Source organism: Streptomyces albiaxialis, from assembly GCF_039530985.1.
Classification (GTDB): Bacteria; Actinomycetota; Actinomycetes; order Streptomycetales; family Streptomycetaceae; genus Streptomyces; species Streptomyces albiaxialis.
In genome coordinates, this window is record NZ_BAAAPE010000028.1 from 127,576 (window position 1) to 143,684 (window position 16,109).

Below are 16,109 nucleotides of genomic sequence, written 5' to 3' on the forward strand. Positions count from 1 at the left end.
CGCAGCCGGCACAGAGGGGCTGACCAGCGCGGTCGTGCCATGAGCCGGTAAAGATCGTGAGTTCTGTCAGGGGTGGCCGGTAGTCTCGTAGACACGATGACCGAGGACCTGTCCCCCGCAGAGCGATACTCGGCCGCCCGCCAGCGCGCCGCCGAGGAGGCCACCGCTCTCGCCCCCTTCCGTGACCTGTACGACTTCGATCTGGATGCCTTCCAGATCGAGGCGTGCCAAGCCCTCGAAGCAGGAAAGGGAGTGCTGGTCGCCGCGCCGACCGGCTCAGGCAAGACGATCGTCGGCGAGTTCGCCGTCCATCTGGCCCTCACGCAGGGCCGCAAGTGCTTCTACACCACCCCCATCAAGGCGCTCTCGAACCAGAAGTACAGCGATCTGGTGAAGCGGTACGGGCCGTCCAAGGTCGGCCTGCTGACGGGGGACAACAGCGTCAACTCCGAGGCGCCCATCGTCGTCATGACGACCGAGGTCCTGCGGAACATGCTGTACGCCGGGTCGAAGTCGCTCCTCGGCCTGGGCTATGTCGTCATGGACGAGGTGCACTATCTCTCGGACCGCTTCCGCGGCGCCGTATGGGAGGAAGTGATCATCCACCTCCCCGAGTCGGTCACGCTCGTCTCCCTCTCGGCCACGGTGTCCAACGCCGAGGAGTTCGGCGACTGGCTGGACACCGTGCGCGGCGACACCCGGGTGATCGTCTCCGAGCACCGCCCGGTCCCGCTGTGGCAGCACGTGCTGGCGGGCCGCCGGATGTACGACCTGTACGAGGAGTCCGGCGACAAGCGCGAGGTCAACCCCGACCTCGTCCGCATGGCCCGGATGGAGAACAGCCGCGTGGGCCACCCCCGCGACCGCCGCAGGGGCCGTCCCAAGCGGGAGGCCGACCGAGAGCGGGAGCGCCGCCAGCGGTCGCGGATCTGGACGCCGAGCCGCCCGGAGGTCATCGACCGGCTGGACTCCGAGGGCCTGCTGCCCGCCATCACGTTCATCTTCAGCCGCGCGGGCTGCGAGGCCGCCGTCCAGCAGTGCCTGTACTCGGGCCTGCGGCTCAACGACAGCGCGGCGCGCGCCAGGGTGCGCGAGATCGTGGAGGAGCGCACCGCCGACATCCCCGACACCGACCTGCATGTGCTGGGCTACTTCGAGTGGCTGGAGGGCCTGGAGCGGGGCATCGCCGCGCACCACGCGGGCATGCTGCCGACCTTCAAGGAGGTCGTCGAGGAGCTGTTCGTCCGCGGCCTCGTCAAGGCCGTCTTCGCCACGGAGACCCTGGCCCTGGGGATCAACATGCCGGCGCGCTCGGTGGTGCTGGAGAAGCTCGTCAAGTGGAACGGCGAGCAGCACGCGGACATCACCCCGGGCGAGTTCACGCAGCTCACGGGCCGGGCCGGGCGGCGCGGCATCGACATCGAGGGCCACGCCGTGGTGCTGTGGCAGCGCGGCATGGACCCGGGCGCGCTGGCGGGTCTGGCGGGCGCGCGGACGTATCCGCTGCGCTCCTCCTTCAAGCCGTCGTACAACATGGCGGTCAACCTCGTCGCGCAGTTCGGGCGGCACCGCTCGCGGGAGCTGCTGGAGACCTCGTTCGCGCAGTTCCAGGCCGACCGCTCCGTCGTCGGCATCTCCCGACAGGTGCGGAAGAACGAGGAGGGCCTGGAGGGTTACCGGGCCTCGATGACCTGCCATCTCGGGGACTTCGAGGAGTACGCGCGGCTGCGCCGCGAGCTGAAGGACCGCGAGACCGATCTGGCCAAGCAGGGCGCCACGCAGCGCCGCGCGCAGGCCGCCGCCGCGCTGGAGAAGCTCAAGCCGGGCGACATCATCCACGTCCCCACGGGCAAGTTCGCGGGGCTGGCGCTGGTGCTGGACGCGGGCGTGGGCGGGCGCAGCCCGGCCCACCACCGGGGCATGGAGCACGAGGGGCCGCGCCCGCTGGTGCTGACCGCGCAGCGGCAGGTGAAGCGGCTGGGGTCCATAGACTTCCCGGTCCCCGTCGAGCCGCTGGAGCGGATGCGGATCCCCAAGTCCTTCAACCCGCGCAGTCCCCAGTCCCGCCGGGACCTCGCCTCCGCGCTGCGCACCAAGGCCGGGCACTACGAGCCGCCCAGGCACCGCAGGCAGCGTTCCGCGGCGGCGGACGACACCGAGATCAACCGGCTGCGTGCCGAGATCCGCCGCCACCCCTGCCACGGCTGCGACGAGCGCGAGGACCACGCGCGCTGGGCCGAGCGCTACCACCGGCTCAGGCGCGAGACACGCCAGTTGGAGCACCGCATCGAGGGCCGGACGAACACGATCGCCCGCACCTTCGACCGGGTCTACAGCCTGCTGTCCGAGCTGGAGTATCTCGACGGGGACCAGGTCACCGAGGACGGGCGCGTGCTCGCGCGGCTCTACGGGGAGCTGGACCTGCTCGCCTCCGAGTGCCTGCGCGAGGGCGTCTGGGAGGGCCTGCCGCCCTCCGAACTGGCCGCGTGCGTCTCGGCGCTGGTCTTCGAGTCCCGCTCCGGGGACGACGCGCTGCCGCCGAAGCTCCCCGGGGGCAGGGCCCGTGCCGCGCTCGGCGAGATGGTGCGGATCTGGGGCCGGCTGGACGCGCTGGAGGAGGACCACCGCATCACCGCCGCCGAGGGCGTCGGCCAGCGCGAGCCGGACCTCGGCTTCGCCTGGGCGGCCTACCGCTGGGCGGACGGGCACCCGCTCGACACGGTGCTGCGCGAGGCCGACATGCCCGCGGGCGACTTCGTGCGCTGGTGCAAGCAGGTCATCGACGTGCTGGGCCAGTTGGCCGCCGCCGCGCCGGACAGCGGGACGGTCGCGAAGAACGCCCGTAAGGCGATCGAAGGGATGCTGCGCGGGGTCGTCGCGTATTCGAGCGTGGGCTGACGAAGAGACGGCGGCGCGGCGGCGCACGCCGTTCCGGACGCCCGTTCCAGGGGACGGGCGTCCTGACCGTCACCACGCCGCGTTCGCCCACGCCATCGCCGAGGCCGCGTACGTCCCGGCCCGCGGGCGGTGTTGACCCCCGCCGTGGGGGCGGGCATGTTCAGGCGTGCGTCAACTGGCGGGCACGTGCGAGCCGTACGGGCCCGCCAGTGTGTCGTGTGACCGGCGCGCTCGCCGCGCGTTCCGTGCTCGACAGGAGGCCGATGTGCGCACGACGACCACGAGAAGGACGACCACGGGAAGACCGCTCCGGACCCGGATCCGCCGATGGGCCTCCGCCGCGACAGCGCTCGCCGCTGTCGCGGCGCTCTCGTCCACCGCGCAGGCCGGGGCGCAGGGGCAGGGCCAGCGCCACGACCCCGCGGGGAAGCTGAGGCTCACCCAGGTCCAGTCGATGGCCACCCACAACAGCTACCACCGGGAGGTGTCCTTCCCGGAACAGCAGCTCATGTCCCAGCACGACCCCAACTGGCAGACGCTGCTCTACAGCCACGCCTCGCTGCCCACGCAGTTCGAGCGCCAGCGGGCCCGCGGCATCGAGCTGGACGTCTTCCCCGACCCGCGGGGCGGGCTGTACGCCGATCCGCTGATCCGGAAGCGCGCCGGGCTGCCCCCGATGGCTGACCCGGACTGGAAGAAGCCCGGCTTCAAGGTGCTGCACTGGGCCGACTTCGACTACCGCACCACCTGCGTGACGCTCAAGGGCTGCCTCACCCAGGTCAAGGAGTGGTCCGAGAGGCAGCCGGGCCATGTCGCCGTGCCCATCCTGCTGGAGCTGAAGTCGACCGACCCGCGCCTGGAGGAGCAGGGCGGCGCGAAGAGCCCCAAGTGGGACACCGCGATGCTGGACGCGCTGGACGAGGAGATCCGGTCCGTCTTCCCCGACGAGGAGACCGTCACCCCCGACGACATCCGGCGGCCGGGGAGGACGCTGGAGCAGTCGGTGCTGAAGTACGGCTGGCCCAAGGTGCGTGACACGCGCGGCAAGACGATGTTCTTCATGGACAACGACGGCAAGGAGATCCAGGACGCCTACCGCGCCGGGGGCCGCGAGAGCCTCCAGGGCCGCGTGCTGTTCACGGACTCCGAACGCGGGCGTCCCGACGCGGCGTTCATGAAGGAGAACGACCCCACGGGCCTCAACAAGGCGAAGATCCAGGACCTCGTGAAGCGCGGCTACTACGTGCGGACCCGCTCCGATGTGCCGCTCGTCCAGGCGACGAGCGGCGACACGACGATGCTGCGGGACGCGCTGGAGTCCGGCGCGCAGATGGTGAGCACCGACTTCCCGGTGCCCGGCCTCGCCGCGCGCTACGGCTCGGACTACGTGGCGGAGCTGCCGGGCGGGAAGACGACCGTACGGTGCAACCCGGTGACCGTACGGCACTGTCCCGCGCCGGAGCTGGACCGCTGACGCGAGGCCGGGGCGAGGGGCGTCACGCCGCGGGCTGGCGCTCCTGCTCCGCCTCCACCTGCGCGTTCCACTCCTTCTTCGAGGCCTGCCAGCCGTCCTCGTCGGCGCCCAGCCGCCAGTAACCGGAGATGGAGAGCTGCTCGCGGGTGACGCCCCGGTCGAGGCGGAGGTGGCGGCGCAGCTCCTTCACGAAGCCCGCCTCGCCGTGCACGAAGGCGTGGACGCGGCCGGGCGGGAACTCCAGCTCGCGCACGGCCTCGGTCAGCGGCTCGCCGACCCGCGCCGTGCCGCGGTGCAGCCAGGTGACCCGGGCGCCGAGCGGGGCGCTGAGCTTCTGCTCCTCCTCCGGGCCCGCGACCTCGATCAGCGCGTGCACGGGCGCGCCCGCGGGGGCCCGCTCCAGCGCGGCGGCGATGGCGGGCAGGGCGCTCTCGTCGCCCGCGAGCAGGTGCCAGTCGGCCTCGGGGCTGGGGGAGTAGGCCCCGCCGGGGCCCATGAAGCGGATCTCGTCGCCGGGGCGGGCGGCCAGGGCCCAGGGCCCGGCGAGGCCCTCGTCGCCGTGGACGACGAAGTCGACGGTCATCTCGCGGGCCGCCGGGTCCCAGTGACGGACGGTGTACGTCCGCATCGTGGGCCACTGGTCGCGGGGCATCTCGGCCCGGATCCGCGCTATGTCGAACGGCTGCGGATACTCCACGCCCGGGATCGGGAAGAGGAGCTTGACGTAATGGTCGGTGTGCTCACCGGCCTCGAACTCGGCCAGCCCGTCCCCGCCGAGGACGATCCGCACCATGTGCGGCGTGAGCCGCTCGGTGCGGACCACCCGGGCGTGGTGGAGCTGGGGCGTCTTGCGGGCCGGACGGTCTGCCACGGCGGCCTCCCTGGAGCACGTGCTGCGACGGGCGCTGGTTGCTACTTAGGATTGCCTAAGCTAACAGATCAGCCCGCAAGGGTGGAGAGAAGCCTGCGCAGAGATCCGCCCAATCCCCAGTGCTCCGCGAGGCGTTCGACGCCCTCCGGGTCGCGCGGGGCGCGGGGGAGGGTGGCGTCGAACGGCGGGAGCGCGACGTCGTCGGCGACGCGGACCACCGTGGGCGCGACCTTCAGATAGTCGGCGGCCTCCTCGAACTTCTTGCGCTGGGCCGGAGTGATCTTCGTCGTCGGGTCGAGGACGGCCCGGACGATCCCGGCCAGGTCCCCGTACTCGGCGAGCAGCTTCGCGGCGGTCTTCTCGCCGACGCCGCGCACGCCGGGCAGGCCGTCGCTGGGGTCGCCGCGCAGGGTGGCCAGGTCCGCGTACCCCGAGCCGTCCACGCCGTACTTCTCGCGGAGCGCCGCCCCGTCGTAGACATCGAGGCTGCCGACGCCCTTGACCGGGTAGAGCACCCGGACCCCGCGCGCGTCGTCGACGAGCTGGAAGAGGTCGCGGTCGCCGGTGACGATGTTGACCGGGCCGCCCGCGCGGGCGGCGAGGGTGCCGATCACGTCATCCGCCTCGTACCCCTCGGCGCCGACGCGGGCGATGCCGATCGCGTCGAGCACCTGCTCGATCACCGGGACCTGCGGGGAGAGGGTGTCCGGGGTCTCCTCCGCGTCGGGGCCGCCCTCGACCTCCTCGGCGACGCGATGCGCCTTGTACGAGGGGATCAGCTCGACGCGCCACTGGGGCCGCCAGTCGAAGTCCATGCAGGCCACCAGGGAGTCCGGGCGGTGGTCCTGGACGAGGCGGGCGATGAAGTCGAGCAGGCCCCGGACCGCGTTCACGGGGGTGCCGTCGGGGCTACGGACCGTGTCCGGGACGCCGAAATAGGCGCGGAAATAGAGCGAGGCCGTGTCGAGGAGCATCAGGCGGCCCTGAGGTGCGTTCCGAGATGCGTTCTGAGCTGCGTTCTCTGTGGGAAGGGTCACGCCCCGATGATGCCGCACGGCACCGACAACGGCTGACGCATCCCGGTACCCGCCGGTACAGGCCTTGGATTCCAGAAGTGCACCTATGAACAGGATCACGACCGGTTTGAGATCGCGAAAAGTGAGCAGCAGCTCTCGAAGCGGGGCTCTGGTGTAGGCTGCATCTTTCTGGTATGCGCCGTTTCGCACCTTCTGTAGTGCTCTGCTCACGCGCGCGGGGGATGCCGGTTACCTGTAGTCGATCCAAGAGGTGAATGTGTCAAGGCTGAGAGCCGAGCACTTGTACAAGGTGTTTGGAAGGAGACCAGACCAGGCGGTTTCGAGGCTCGAAGCCGGTGCCGACCGCGAGGAGCTGCGCGCCAAAGGCACGACCGCGGCCGTGATCGACGCCTCCTTCGAGGTCGGCGAGGGCGAGATATTCGTGGTCATGGGCCTGTCCGGTTCGGGCAAGTCCACGCTGCTGCGGATGCTCAACGGACTGCTGGAGCCGACGTCGGGCCGCGTGCTCTTCGACGGCGACGACATCACGGCCCTCAAGCCGCGTGAGCTGCGCGAGGTGCGCTCGAAGAAGATCAGCATGGTCTTCCAGCACTTCGCCCTCTTCCCGCACCGCAGCGTGCTGGAGAACGCGGCCTACGGCCTGGAGGTCCAGGGGATACCCAGGGAGGAGCGCGACAAGCGCGCCACCGAGGCCCTGGAGCTGGCCGGCCTCAAGGGCTGGGAGACCTCCTGGCCCGACGAGCTGTCCGGCGGCATGCAGCAGCGCGTCGGCCTGGCCCGCGCGCTGGCGACCGACGCCGACCTGCTGCTGATGGACGAGTCCTTCAGCGCCCTGGACCCGCTGATCCGCCGCGACATGCAGGACCAGCTCCTGGAGCTCCAGAAGACGCTGAAGAAGACGATCGTCTTCATCACCCACGACCTCAACGAGGCCATGCGCCTCGGCGACCGTATCGCCGTGATGCGCGACGGCCGGATCGTCCAGATCGGCACCGCCGAGGACATCCTGGTCCGCCCGGCGACGGACTACGTCGCGTCCTTCATCCAGGACGTCGACCGCTCCCGCGTGCTGACCGCGGGTTCGATCATGGAAGACACCAAGACCGACGCGGCGGCGCTGCGCGACGGCGACCTCGACGACGCGTCGACGGTCACCGCCGAGACGCCGATAGCCGAGCTGTTCACGCCGTTCTCCACCAGCGAGGACGCGATGATCGTCACCGACGACGACGGCACGCCGGTGGGCGTCATCGACCGCGAGCGGCTGCTGTCGGCCCTCGCCGAGGAGCCGCATGTGGACGGGGAACCCGGCCCGGAAGCGAACGGCAAGGCCGGACGGAACGGCAAGGGCGAGGACACCGCTGGGGTGACGGCACGTGCCTGAGTTCCACCCCGGTAACTGGGTCGATTCGGCCGTCGACTGGCTCCAGAAGCACCTCGGCTGGCTGTTCGACTTCATCAACTCGGTCCTGACGGGCCTGTACGACGCCATCAACGGCGTGCTCGGCGGCGCCGAGCCGCTGCTGCTGGCGGGCATCTTCGCGGTCCTCGCGTTCTGGCTGCGCGGCCTCGTCGCCGCGGTGGTCACCTTCGCGGGATTCGCGCTGATCGACTCGTTCGAGCTGTGGACCGAGGCGATGCAGACGCTGTCGCTCGTCCTCGCCGCGGCGGTGATCACCATCGTGATCGCGGTGCCGCTGGGCATCTGGGCCGCGCGCTCGAAGTCGTTCAGCACCTTCATGCGTCCCGTGCTCGACGTGATGCAGACGATGCCGGCGTTCGTCTACCTGATCCCCGGCGTCATGTTCTTCTCCGTCGGCACGACCCCCGGTCTGCTGGCGACCATCGTCTTCTCCATGCCTCCGGGCGTCCGGATGACCGAACTGGGCATCCGGCAGGTGGACGGCGAGCTGGTCGAGGCGGCCGAGGCGTTCGGCACCAGCCCGAAGCACACGCTCACACGCGTGCAGTTCCCGCTGGCACTGCCGACGATCATGGCCGGTATCAACCAGGTCATCATGCTCGCGCTCTCGATGGTCGTCATCGCCGGTATGGCCGGTGCGCCCGGCCTCGGTGAGCGGGTCTACGCGGCCGTCACCCAGGTCCAGGTCGGCCTCGGTGTCGAGTCCGGCATCGGCGTGGTCATCCTCGCCATGTACCTGGACCGCATGACCGGCGCCCTGAACGCGCGCGTCTCCCCGCTCGGCCGCCGCGCCGCCGCCAAGGCGACCGCCGCGCTCGGCCGGATGAAGTTCGTCCGCTACAAGCCGGGCACCGCCGTCGCCATGGTCGGCGTCGTCGTCCTCGCGCTGATCGCGGGCGGCATGAACTTCGCGGGCGGCGACGACGACAAGGCCACCGCCTCGACGAACGTCGGCAAGGGCGAGAAGGTCAACATGGGCTACATCCCCTGGGACGAGGGCATCGCGACCTCGTACCTGTGGAAGGAGATGCTGGAGCAGCGCGGCTACAAGCCGAACCTCAAGCAGCTCGACGCCGGCCCGCTCTACTCCGGCATCGCCCAGGGCGACGTCGACTTCCAGACCGACGCCTGGCTGCCCACCACGCACCAGCAGTACTGGGACAAGTACCACTCCAAGCTGGAGAAGCTGGGCGACTGGTACGGCCCGACCTCCCTGGAGCTGTCCGTCCCCTCGTACGTGAAGGGCGTCAAGTCCCTGGAGGACCTCAAGGGCCAGGGCAAGAAGTTCAAGGGCAAGATCATCGGCATCGAGTCCAGCGCCGGTGAGATGAAGATCCTCAAGGACAAGGTCCTCAAGGACTACGGCCTGGAGGGCGAGTACAAGGTCGTCTCCTCCAGCACCTCCTCGATGCTGGCCGAGCTGAAGCGCTCCATCCAGAAGAAGGAGCCGGTCGTCGTCACGCTCTGGTCGCCGCACTGGGCGTACAACGCGTACGACCTGACCAAGCTCGACGACCCCAAGGGTTCCTTCGGCAAGGGCGAGAAGCTCTACAACGTCGCGAACAAGGACTTCTCCAAGAAGAACCCGACGGTCGCGAACTGGCTGAAGAACTTCCATCTCACCGAGAAGCAGCTCACCTCCCTGGAGAACGAGATCCAGAAGGCCGGTCAGGGCAAGGAGCAGGACGCCGTCCGCACCTGGCTCAAGGACCATCCCGGCTTCGTCGACAAGTACGCCCCGGTCCCCGGTGGCGACAAGAAGGACGGCAAGGACGCGGGCAAGGCCGTGAAGATGGGCTACTTCCCCTGGGACGAGGCCATCGCCACGACGTACCTCTGGCAGAACATCCTGGAGGACCGCGGCTACAAGCCGACCACGAAGCAGCTCGACCCCGGTCCGCTCTACACGTCCCTGGCCCAGGGCCAGATGGACTTCCAGACGGACGCCTGGCTGCCGACGACGCACGAGCAGTACTGGAAGAAGTACAAATCCAGACTGACCGACGTCGGTGCCTGGTACGGGCCGACCTCCCTGGAGCTGTCGACGCCGAAGTACGTCAAGGGCATCGACTCCATGGAGGACCTGAAGGGCAAGGGCGACAAGTTCGACCACAAGATCACCGGCATCGAGTCCAGCGCCGGTGAGATGAAGATCCTCAAGAGCGTGCTCAAGGAGTACGGCCTCGACAAGGAGTACAAGGTCGTCTCGTCCAGCACCTCTTCGATGCTCGCGGAGGTCGACAAGTCCGTGAAGCAGAAGAAGCCCGTCCTGGCGACCACCTGGTCCCCGCACTGGGTGTACAGCAAGTACCCCATGAAGAAGATCAAGGACCCGAAGGGCGCCTGGGGCAAGGGCGACGAGATCCGCATCACCGCCAAGAAGGACTTCAAGAAGGACTTCCCCGAGCTGTACGGCTGGCTGAAGAACTTCAAGATGTCCGAAAAGGACCTCGGCTCTCTCGAGGCCGAGATCCAGAAGGGCGGCAAGGGCAACGAGAAGGAATCCGTCCGCACGTGGATGGACTCCCGCCCGGGCCTCGTCGACAAGCTGGCCCCGGTCAAGTGACCCGGGTCAGGTGATCCCGGCCGGGGGAACTGAGCCCGCGAGCCGATGACCAGCGGCGTGCCCCCGCTCTCCGAACGGAGAGCGGGGGCACGCCGTTTATTCGGGTGACGCCTCCGACCGCCCGCCCCTACAGTCGTGGACGTGAACGAACGCACCTCCCGGTGCGAAGGCGACGGTTACTTCGGTAACCCGTTATTCACGGTCAGGTTCAAGTCCTGTGCGCCGTCGCCGCTCCGATCTCGGGAGGCGTGCTCGGCACACCGGAACGCCCGGTGCGAAGGCGACGGATACTTCCTTCTCAGAAAACACCGCCGCCTGCCCTGAGATCTCGGGCGTCTCCGGAATTGCCGCGCGCCTTCCCCCAGTTCATCCACAGCTTTCCGTACCGCTCAATTCGGGGGAATCATGAGCAAGTTCAACCGCAGCGTGAAGAAGCCCGCGCGCAACGCGCTGACCGTCACCCACGAGGGCGGCAAGGCATACGTCCGCGACGCGAAGTCCGACCTCGTGCTGCTCGCCGTCGTGAACATGGTCGGCGAGGACACCTTCTACGAGAAGGCCGCCGACCGCGACGACCGTTACGCGAACCTGGTCCGCACCGTCGCCGTCGAGGACGGCGAGTGGACCGCGCGCTTCGTCGCGTGGCTGCGCGGCGAGGCCCAGATGCGCTCCGCCTCGCTCGTCGCCGCGGCGCACGCCGTCCACGCGCGGCTGCGGGCCGGGCTGCACGGCGGCAACCGGCAGCTCGTCGACGCCGCCTGCGGCCGCCCGGACGAGCCCGGCGAGTTCCTGGCGTACTGGACCGGCACGTTCGGCCGCGCCCTGCCCAAGCCCGTCAAGCGCGGCGTGGGCGACGCGGTGCGGCGGCTCTACGGCGAGAAGGCCCTGCTCAAGTACGACACCGACAGCAAGGGCTTCCGCTTCGCCGACGTCCTGGAGCTGACCCACGCCGCGCCGGACCCGGAGAAGCCGTGGCAGGGCGAGCTGTTCCGGCACGCGCTGGACCGGCGGCACGGCCGGGACGAGACGGTTCCGGAGACGCTGCCGACCGTACGGGCACGGGCCGAGCTGATGGCGATGCCCGAGGTCGAGCGGCAGCTCGTGCCGGCCCAGCCGGACGCCGCCGAGGTCCTCGCCCGCGCGGGCATGACCTGGGAGGCCCTCGCGGGCTGGCTTCAGGGCCCGATGGACGCGGCGGCATGGGAGGCCGTGCTGCCCTCGATGGGCCTGATGGCGCAGATCCGCAACCTCCGCAACTTCGACGAGGCCGGCATCAGCGACGAGGCCGCGCAGCGGGTCCTCGACCGGCTGCGCGACCCCCAGGTGATCGCGCGCTCGCGGCAGTTCCCGTACCGCTTCCTGTCCGCGCACCGCGCGGCGCCCTCGCAGCGCTGGGGCCACGCCCTGGACGCCGCGCTGACGGCCGCCACGGCCAACGTGCCCGCGCTGCCGGGCCGGACGCTGGTGCTGGTCGACACGTCGGCGTCCATGACGGGCCGCGTCTCCGGCCGCTCGCAGGTCACCCACGTGGACGTGGGCGCCCTGTTCGGCGCCGTGCTGGCGGCGCGCGGCTGCGACGTGGACCTGGTCGGCTTCGCCAACGGCCACTTCCGGCACGCGCTGACGCACGGCGGCTCGGTCCTGCGGGACATCGACGCGTTCTGCGCCCGGATCGGCGAGGTCGGCCACGGCACGGAGACGGTGCGGGCGCTGCGCGAGACGTACGACGGGCACGAGCGGGTCGTCCTCATCTCGGACATGCAGGCGTTCCGGTACGACGGCCGTGAGAGCCGGGGCGTCTCGGTCTCCGAGGCCGTGCCGCCCGAGGTGCCGATGTTCGGCGTCAACACCACCGGCTACGCGCCGTCCGCGCTCGACGGCACGCGGCCCGGCCGCCACGAGATCGGCGGCTTCTCGGACAAGCTGTTCACGATGGTGAGCCTGCTGTCCGCTGGCCGCGGGGCGTCGTGGCCGTGGGAGCGCGCCGCCTGAACCTGGCGGGGCCGGTGAGCCACGGGGGTGCCCACCGGCTCCGCCGCCTTCGCCGAGCGCAGGAGGGTGTCCGATTAAGGGGCGCGGGGCAGCCCGTACCCGGGTCTCGTGCGCGGGGACCCGGCGTGGGGGCTGCGCTTGCCAGCCCTGCTCCCCCAAGCTCTTCGAGCAGGGGGGACCCCCAGCGCAGACTTCCCGAGCTTCGCGGGAGGGAGAAGTGCAGACCTCCCAAGCACAGTAGGCCGACGTGAAGCGAACCCTCTGCCAGTGCGGCCAAGTACCGTTGGCGCATGGTCGTGCGTTCCGTTGTCTCCCTCGTGCCGTCTCTGACCGAGGCCGTGGCCGCGACAGGGCCAGAGCTGCTGGTCGGGGCCACCGACTGGTGCAGTGAGCCCGGGGATCTCGACGTCACGCGCGTGCGCGGCACCAAGAATCCGGACGTCGAGAAGATCGTGCGGCTCGCGCCCGATCTCGTGCTGGCCAACGAGGAGGAGAACCGTCCCCCGGACCTGGAGGCCCTCAAGGGCGCCGGGCTCGATGTGCTCGTCACCGAGATCCGCACCCTGGACGAGGGGTTCGGGGAGCTGGACCGGGTGCTCACCCAGGGGTGCGGGCTCCCGCGCCCGCCCTGGCTCGACGAGGCCGAGACCGCCTGGCGCGAGGCGCGCGCCGAGTTCGACGTCCGCGCCGTCGTGCCCGTATGGCGGCGGCCGTGGATGGTGCTGGGGCGTGACACGTTCGCGGGGGCGCTCCTCGCGCACCTCGGGGTGCGCAACGCGTACGCCGCGCACCCCGAGCGCTATCCCAAGGTCCCCGTCGAGGAGCTGAACGAGCCGGGCCGCGCCGACCTCGTCGTCCTTCCCGACGAGCCCTACGCCTTCTCCGCCGAGGACGGCCCCGAGGCCTTTCCGGGCCTGCCCGCGGCGCTCGTCAGCGGGCGCCATCTCACCTGGTACGGGCCCTCGTTGAGCGAGGCCCCGGGGGTCATTGGCGCGGCGCTCCGAGCAGCGCTCCGCTGAGGAGCCCGCCCGCTGTGCGTACGGACGCCGCCGCCCAGGCCACCACGAGGCCGATGTACAGCGCGACCGACAGCCACGTGAAGGCGTCCAGCCCGGTGTGCTCGGCCAGCGAGGCCGAGCCCGTGACGCAGGTGCCGACGGGGAAGGTGAAGGCCCACCACGTCATCGCGAAGCCCATTCCGCGCCGTGCCGCGCGTACGACCATCGCGACCGCCAGCGCCAGCCACATCAGCGCGAACCCGATCACCGGCACCCCGTAGAGCACCGCGAGCGCGCCGAAGTCGCCGGGCGCGGCGTCGGCCAGGTTGCCGAGCGCTGTCGTGGACTGGCCGAGCGGCCCGAGGACGAGGAAGAGCGTGGGGGTGAGGGCGAGCGGCAGCGGCCCGTAGTGCGTCAGGCGGGAGAAGACCACCGGCAGGATCAGCAGCGTCGCCAGCAGGCTCAGCCCGAACATCGCGAAGCTGCCCAGCAGCATCGTCAGCCGCGGCTGCCCCTCGGGGAGGTGCGCGGCCAGTGGCGGGCCGAGCGCCGCCGACACCATCGGCGCGACGACCGGCAGCAGCCATACGGGACTGGCCGTGCCGGGCGCTATCTCGTGCCGCGCGACCATCAGATACGGCACCGCGACGGCCGCGGCCAGCCCGATGGCCGTACCGGCCGACCACAGCACCCAGTCCAGCGCGACGCCGCCGGGCACCTCCAGCGCGAGGGCCCCGCCGCCGACGGCGAGCAGCGCCATCGACAGACAGCCGTAGAACGGGGCGACCGCCGGGTCCAGGAGGTGCGTGCGGGCCTGGTCGGTGTGGTGGATCCAGTGCGCCGCGCGGGCCACGAGCAGCACGGCCAGCATCGCCGCAGACAGTGTCCACACGGCCAGCAGCGCGGGACGGGGGACGTGCACGGAGAGCGCGGCACCGGCGTTGGCGATGATGGCGGTGCCCATCACGGAGGCGTACCAGTTGGGACCGAGGGCGCGGAGCGGGGAGGACGGCGCTGAGGGCGGCGCGGAGGCGGCGGAGGGAGGGGCTGCGGAGCGGTCCCCGGCGGGGGCGGTGGCGTGCGCGTCAACGGTCATGGCCTCAGGCTCCGCCCGCTCAGGACGTCCCACCAGGGAGGCTGTCCCTATGAGGGCATAAGCTGGACCTATGACTGAGCCAGCGGGTGCCACGGGTGTCCCCGATCCGGCGCTCGCGCACCGCGTGCCCGAGCTGGGAGCGCTGGAGCTGCTGCTCGCCGTCGCGCGCCTGGGCAGCCTCGGGCGGGCCGCGCGCGAGACGGGCGTCTCGCAGCCCGCCGCCAGCGGCCGTATCCGCTCGATGGAGGCGCAGCTCGGCGTGACGCTGCTGGAGCGCTCGCCGCGCGGCTCGCGCCTCACCCCGGCGGGCACGCTGGTCACCGACTGGGCGCGGCGGATCGTGGAGGCGGCCGAGGCGTTCGACGCGGGCGTCGCCGCGCTGCGCGACCGGCGCGACTCGCGCCTCACGGTGGCCGCGAGCATGACCATCGCCGAGTATCTGCTGCCGAGCTGGCTGATCGCCCTGCGCACGGCCCGCCCCGACACGGCGGTCTCGCTGCGCGCGGGCAATTCCGCCGCCGTCGCCGCGCTGCTCCTCGGCGGCGAGGCCGACCTGGGCTTCGTCGAGGGCACGGGGATTCCGTCCGGGCTCGACGGCACGGTCATCGCGCACGACCGGCTGCTCGTCGTCGCGGCGCCCGGCCACCCCTGGGCCCGCCGCCGCAAGCCGCTCGCGCCCGCCGAGCTGGCCGGGGCCCGGCTCATCCTGCGCGAGCCCGGCTCCGGCACCCGGCAGGTCCTGGACGTCGCGCTCGACGCGTACGGCGGGCTCGCCGCGCCCCTCCTCGAACTCGCCTCCACCACCGCCGTCAAGGCCGCCGCCGTCAGCGGCGCGGGCCCCTCCGTGCTCAGCGAACTCGCCGTCGGCGACGAGCTGTCCGCCCGTCAGCTCATCGAGGTCCCCGTCGACGGGGTGGAGCTGAGCCGCGCGCTCCGCGCCGTCTGGCCGAAGGGCGCGCGGCCCACGGGCCCCGCGCGGGAACTGCTCACGCTGACCCGCGCGCGCCGCTGACGGCCGCGCCGACGGCGGCCTCCACCAGCGCTTCCGTCAGCCGCAGGTCGTCGCCCTCCTCCGGGTGCCACTGCACGGCGAGCACGAAGCCGTCGGCGTCCGGCAGTTCGAGGGCCTCGACGGTGCCGTCCTCGGCGTAGGCGGAGGGGACCAGCCCCGCGCCGGTGTCCGCGACGGACTGGTGGTGGTACGTCGGTACGTCCACCGGCTCCGGCAGCACCCGCTCCAGCAGCGTGCCGGGGACGGGCTTGACCGGGTGCGAGGTGAACACGCCGTCCGCGGCGCCCCGGTGCCCGTCCATGTGCTGGACGAGGGTGCCGCCGAACGCCACGTTCAGGATCTGCATCCCCCGGCAGATGCCGAGCAGCGGCTTGCCCTGCTCGATGGCCGCCCCGGTCAGGGCGATCTCCCAGGAGTCCCGCTCCGGGTACGCGGGCCCCGTACGGGGGTCGCGCTCGGCGCCGTACCGCCCGGGATCGACGTCGGGGCCGCCCGCCGTGATCACGCCGTCGAGCCGCCGCACGAGCGCGTCGGCGGAGCCCGGGTCCCCGTCGGGCGGCAGCAGGACGGCGTGGGCGCCCGAGCGCTGGACCATGCGGTGGTAGCCGGAGGGGAGGAGCGCGGCGGGCTTGTGCCACACACCCCACCGGGCGCCGGGTTCGAGGTAGGTGCTGATGCCGATCAGGGGGACGGGGTGGGGCATGGGGTGTCTCCGGTGCTCGCTGTGTCGTCGGCTTCCAGT

At 71.3% G+C, this 16,109-nt stretch carries 11 protein-coding genes; 7 read left to right on the forward strand and 4 right to left on the reverse strand.

Translation table 11 applies throughout. From position 1 onward, the window contains the following. Positions 1-96 precede the first annotated feature (96 nt). Together ABD343_RS37850 and ABD343_RS37855 are read left to right on the forward strand one after the other, a co-directional pair. Entirely contained in the window at positions 97-2,898 is a 2,802-nt protein-coding gene (locus ABD343_RS37850) for a DEAD/DEAH box helicase (RefSeq protein ID WP_344535078.1), read from the forward strand. 265 nt (positions 2,899-3,163) lie between these two features. Continuing rightward, complete coding sequence (locus tag ABD343_RS37855) at positions 3,164-4,372, forward strand: phosphatidylinositol-specific phospholipase C1-like protein (protein WP_344535080.1); 1,209 nt, start codon at positions 3,164-3,166, stop codon at positions 4,370-4,372. 22 nt (positions 4,373-4,394) lie between these two features. Here ABD343_RS37855 and ABD343_RS37860 read toward each other — a convergent pair whose 3' ends face one another. Both ABD343_RS37860 and ABD343_RS37865 read right to left on the reverse strand, forming a co-directional pair. Beyond that, positions 4,395-5,243: a siderophore-interacting protein gene (locus ABD343_RS37860; protein ID WP_344535082.1), complete on the reverse strand. Its 849-nt coding sequence runs from the start codon at positions 5,241-5,243 to the stop codon at positions 4,395-4,397. Positions 5,244-5,311: 68 nt separating this feature from the next. Beyond that, positions 5,312-6,217 (reverse strand): 5'-3' exonuclease, encoded by a 906-nt coding sequence (locus ABD343_RS37865; RefSeq protein ID WP_344535084.1) that lies wholly within the window; start codon positions 6,215-6,217, stop codon positions 5,312-5,314. 319 nt (positions 6,218-6,536) lie between these two features. Here ABD343_RS37865 and ABD343_RS37870 point away from each other — a divergent pair, with 319 nt between their 5' ends. From ABD343_RS37870 to ABD343_RS37885, 4 genes are all read left to right on the forward strand, one after another. After that, on the forward strand, positions 6,537-7,664 hold the full coding sequence (locus ABD343_RS37870) for a quaternary amine ABC transporter ATP-binding protein (RefSeq protein WP_344535086.1): 1,128 nt from the start codon (positions 6,537-6,539) through the stop codon (positions 7,662-7,664). Beyond that, positions 7,657-10,269, forward strand: coding sequence for an ABC transporter permease/substrate binding protein (locus ABD343_RS37875; RefSeq protein ID WP_344535088.1), 2,613 nt, complete (start codon positions 7,657-7,659; stop codon positions 10,267-10,269). Before ABD343_RS37870 ends, ABD343_RS37875 begins: the two co-directional genes overlap by 8 nt. 405 nt (positions 10,270-10,674) lie before the next feature. Further along, positions 10,675-12,261 carry a TROVE domain-containing protein gene (locus ABD343_RS37880; RefSeq protein ID WP_344535089.1) on the forward strand — a complete coding sequence of 529 codons (1,587 nt, stop codon included), beginning with the start codon at positions 10,675-10,677 and terminating at the stop codon, positions 12,259-12,261. 290 nt (positions 12,262-12,551) lie between these two features. Continuing rightward, entirely contained in the window at positions 12,552-13,280 is a 729-nt protein-coding gene (locus ABD343_RS37885) for a helical backbone metal receptor (RefSeq protein ID WP_344535091.1), read from the forward strand. Here the strand turns inward: ABD343_RS37885 and ABD343_RS37890 are convergent. Beyond that, positions 13,246-14,355 (reverse strand): TDT family transporter, encoded by a 1,110-nt coding sequence (locus tag ABD343_RS37890; RefSeq protein ID WP_344535093.1) that lies wholly within the window; start codon positions 14,353-14,355, stop codon positions 13,246-13,248. The two genes, ABD343_RS37885 and ABD343_RS37890, sit on opposite strands and share 35 nt — an antisense overlap. Positions 14,356-14,425: 70 nt before the next feature. Here ABD343_RS37890 and ABD343_RS37895 point away from each other — a divergent pair, with 70 nt between their 5' ends. Then, the gene (locus tag ABD343_RS37895) at positions 14,426-15,367 is read left to right on the forward strand and encodes a LysR family transcriptional regulator (RefSeq protein WP_344535095.1); all 942 of its coding nucleotides are present in this window, start codon (positions 14,426-14,428) and stop codon (positions 15,365-15,367) included. On the opposite strand, the gene ABD343_RS37900 is transcribed toward ABD343_RS37895, so the two are convergent. After that, a complete protein-coding gene (locus ABD343_RS37900) occupies positions 15,342-16,070 on the reverse strand; it encodes a gamma-glutamyl-gamma-aminobutyrate hydrolase family protein (protein ID WP_344535097.1) in 729 nt (242 codons plus the stop codon). The two genes, ABD343_RS37895 and ABD343_RS37900, sit on opposite strands and share 26 nt — an antisense overlap. Positions 16,071-16,109 lie beyond the last annotated feature (39 nt).

Coding starts and splice junctions, on each gene's coding strand:
- ABD343_RS37850 (WP_344535078.1), top strand. CDS start 97: ATGACCGAGGACCTGTCCCCCGCAGAGCGATACTCGGCCGCCCGCCAG.
- ABD343_RS37865 (WP_344535084.1), bottom strand. CDS start 6,217: ATGCTCCTCGACACGGCCTCGCTCTATTTCCGCGCCTATTTCGGCGTC.
- ABD343_RS37880 (WP_344535089.1), top strand. CDS start 10,675: ATGAGCAAGTTCAACCGCAGCGTGAAGAAGCCCGCGCGCAACGCGCTG.
- ABD343_RS37885 (WP_344535091.1), top strand. CDS start 12,552: ATGGTCGTGCGTTCCGTTGTCTCCCTCGTGCCGTCTCTGACCGAGGCC.
- ABD343_RS37890 (WP_344535093.1), bottom strand. CDS start 14,355: ATGACCGTTGACGCGCACGCCACCGCCCCCGCCGGGGACCGCTCCGCA.
- ABD343_RS37895 (WP_344535095.1), top strand. CDS start 14,426: ATGACTGAGCCAGCGGGTGCCACGGGTGTCCCCGATCCGGCGCTCGCG.
- ABD343_RS37900 (WP_344535097.1), bottom strand. CDS start 16,070: ATGCCCCACCCCGTCCCCCTGATCGGCATCAGCACCTACCTCGAACCC.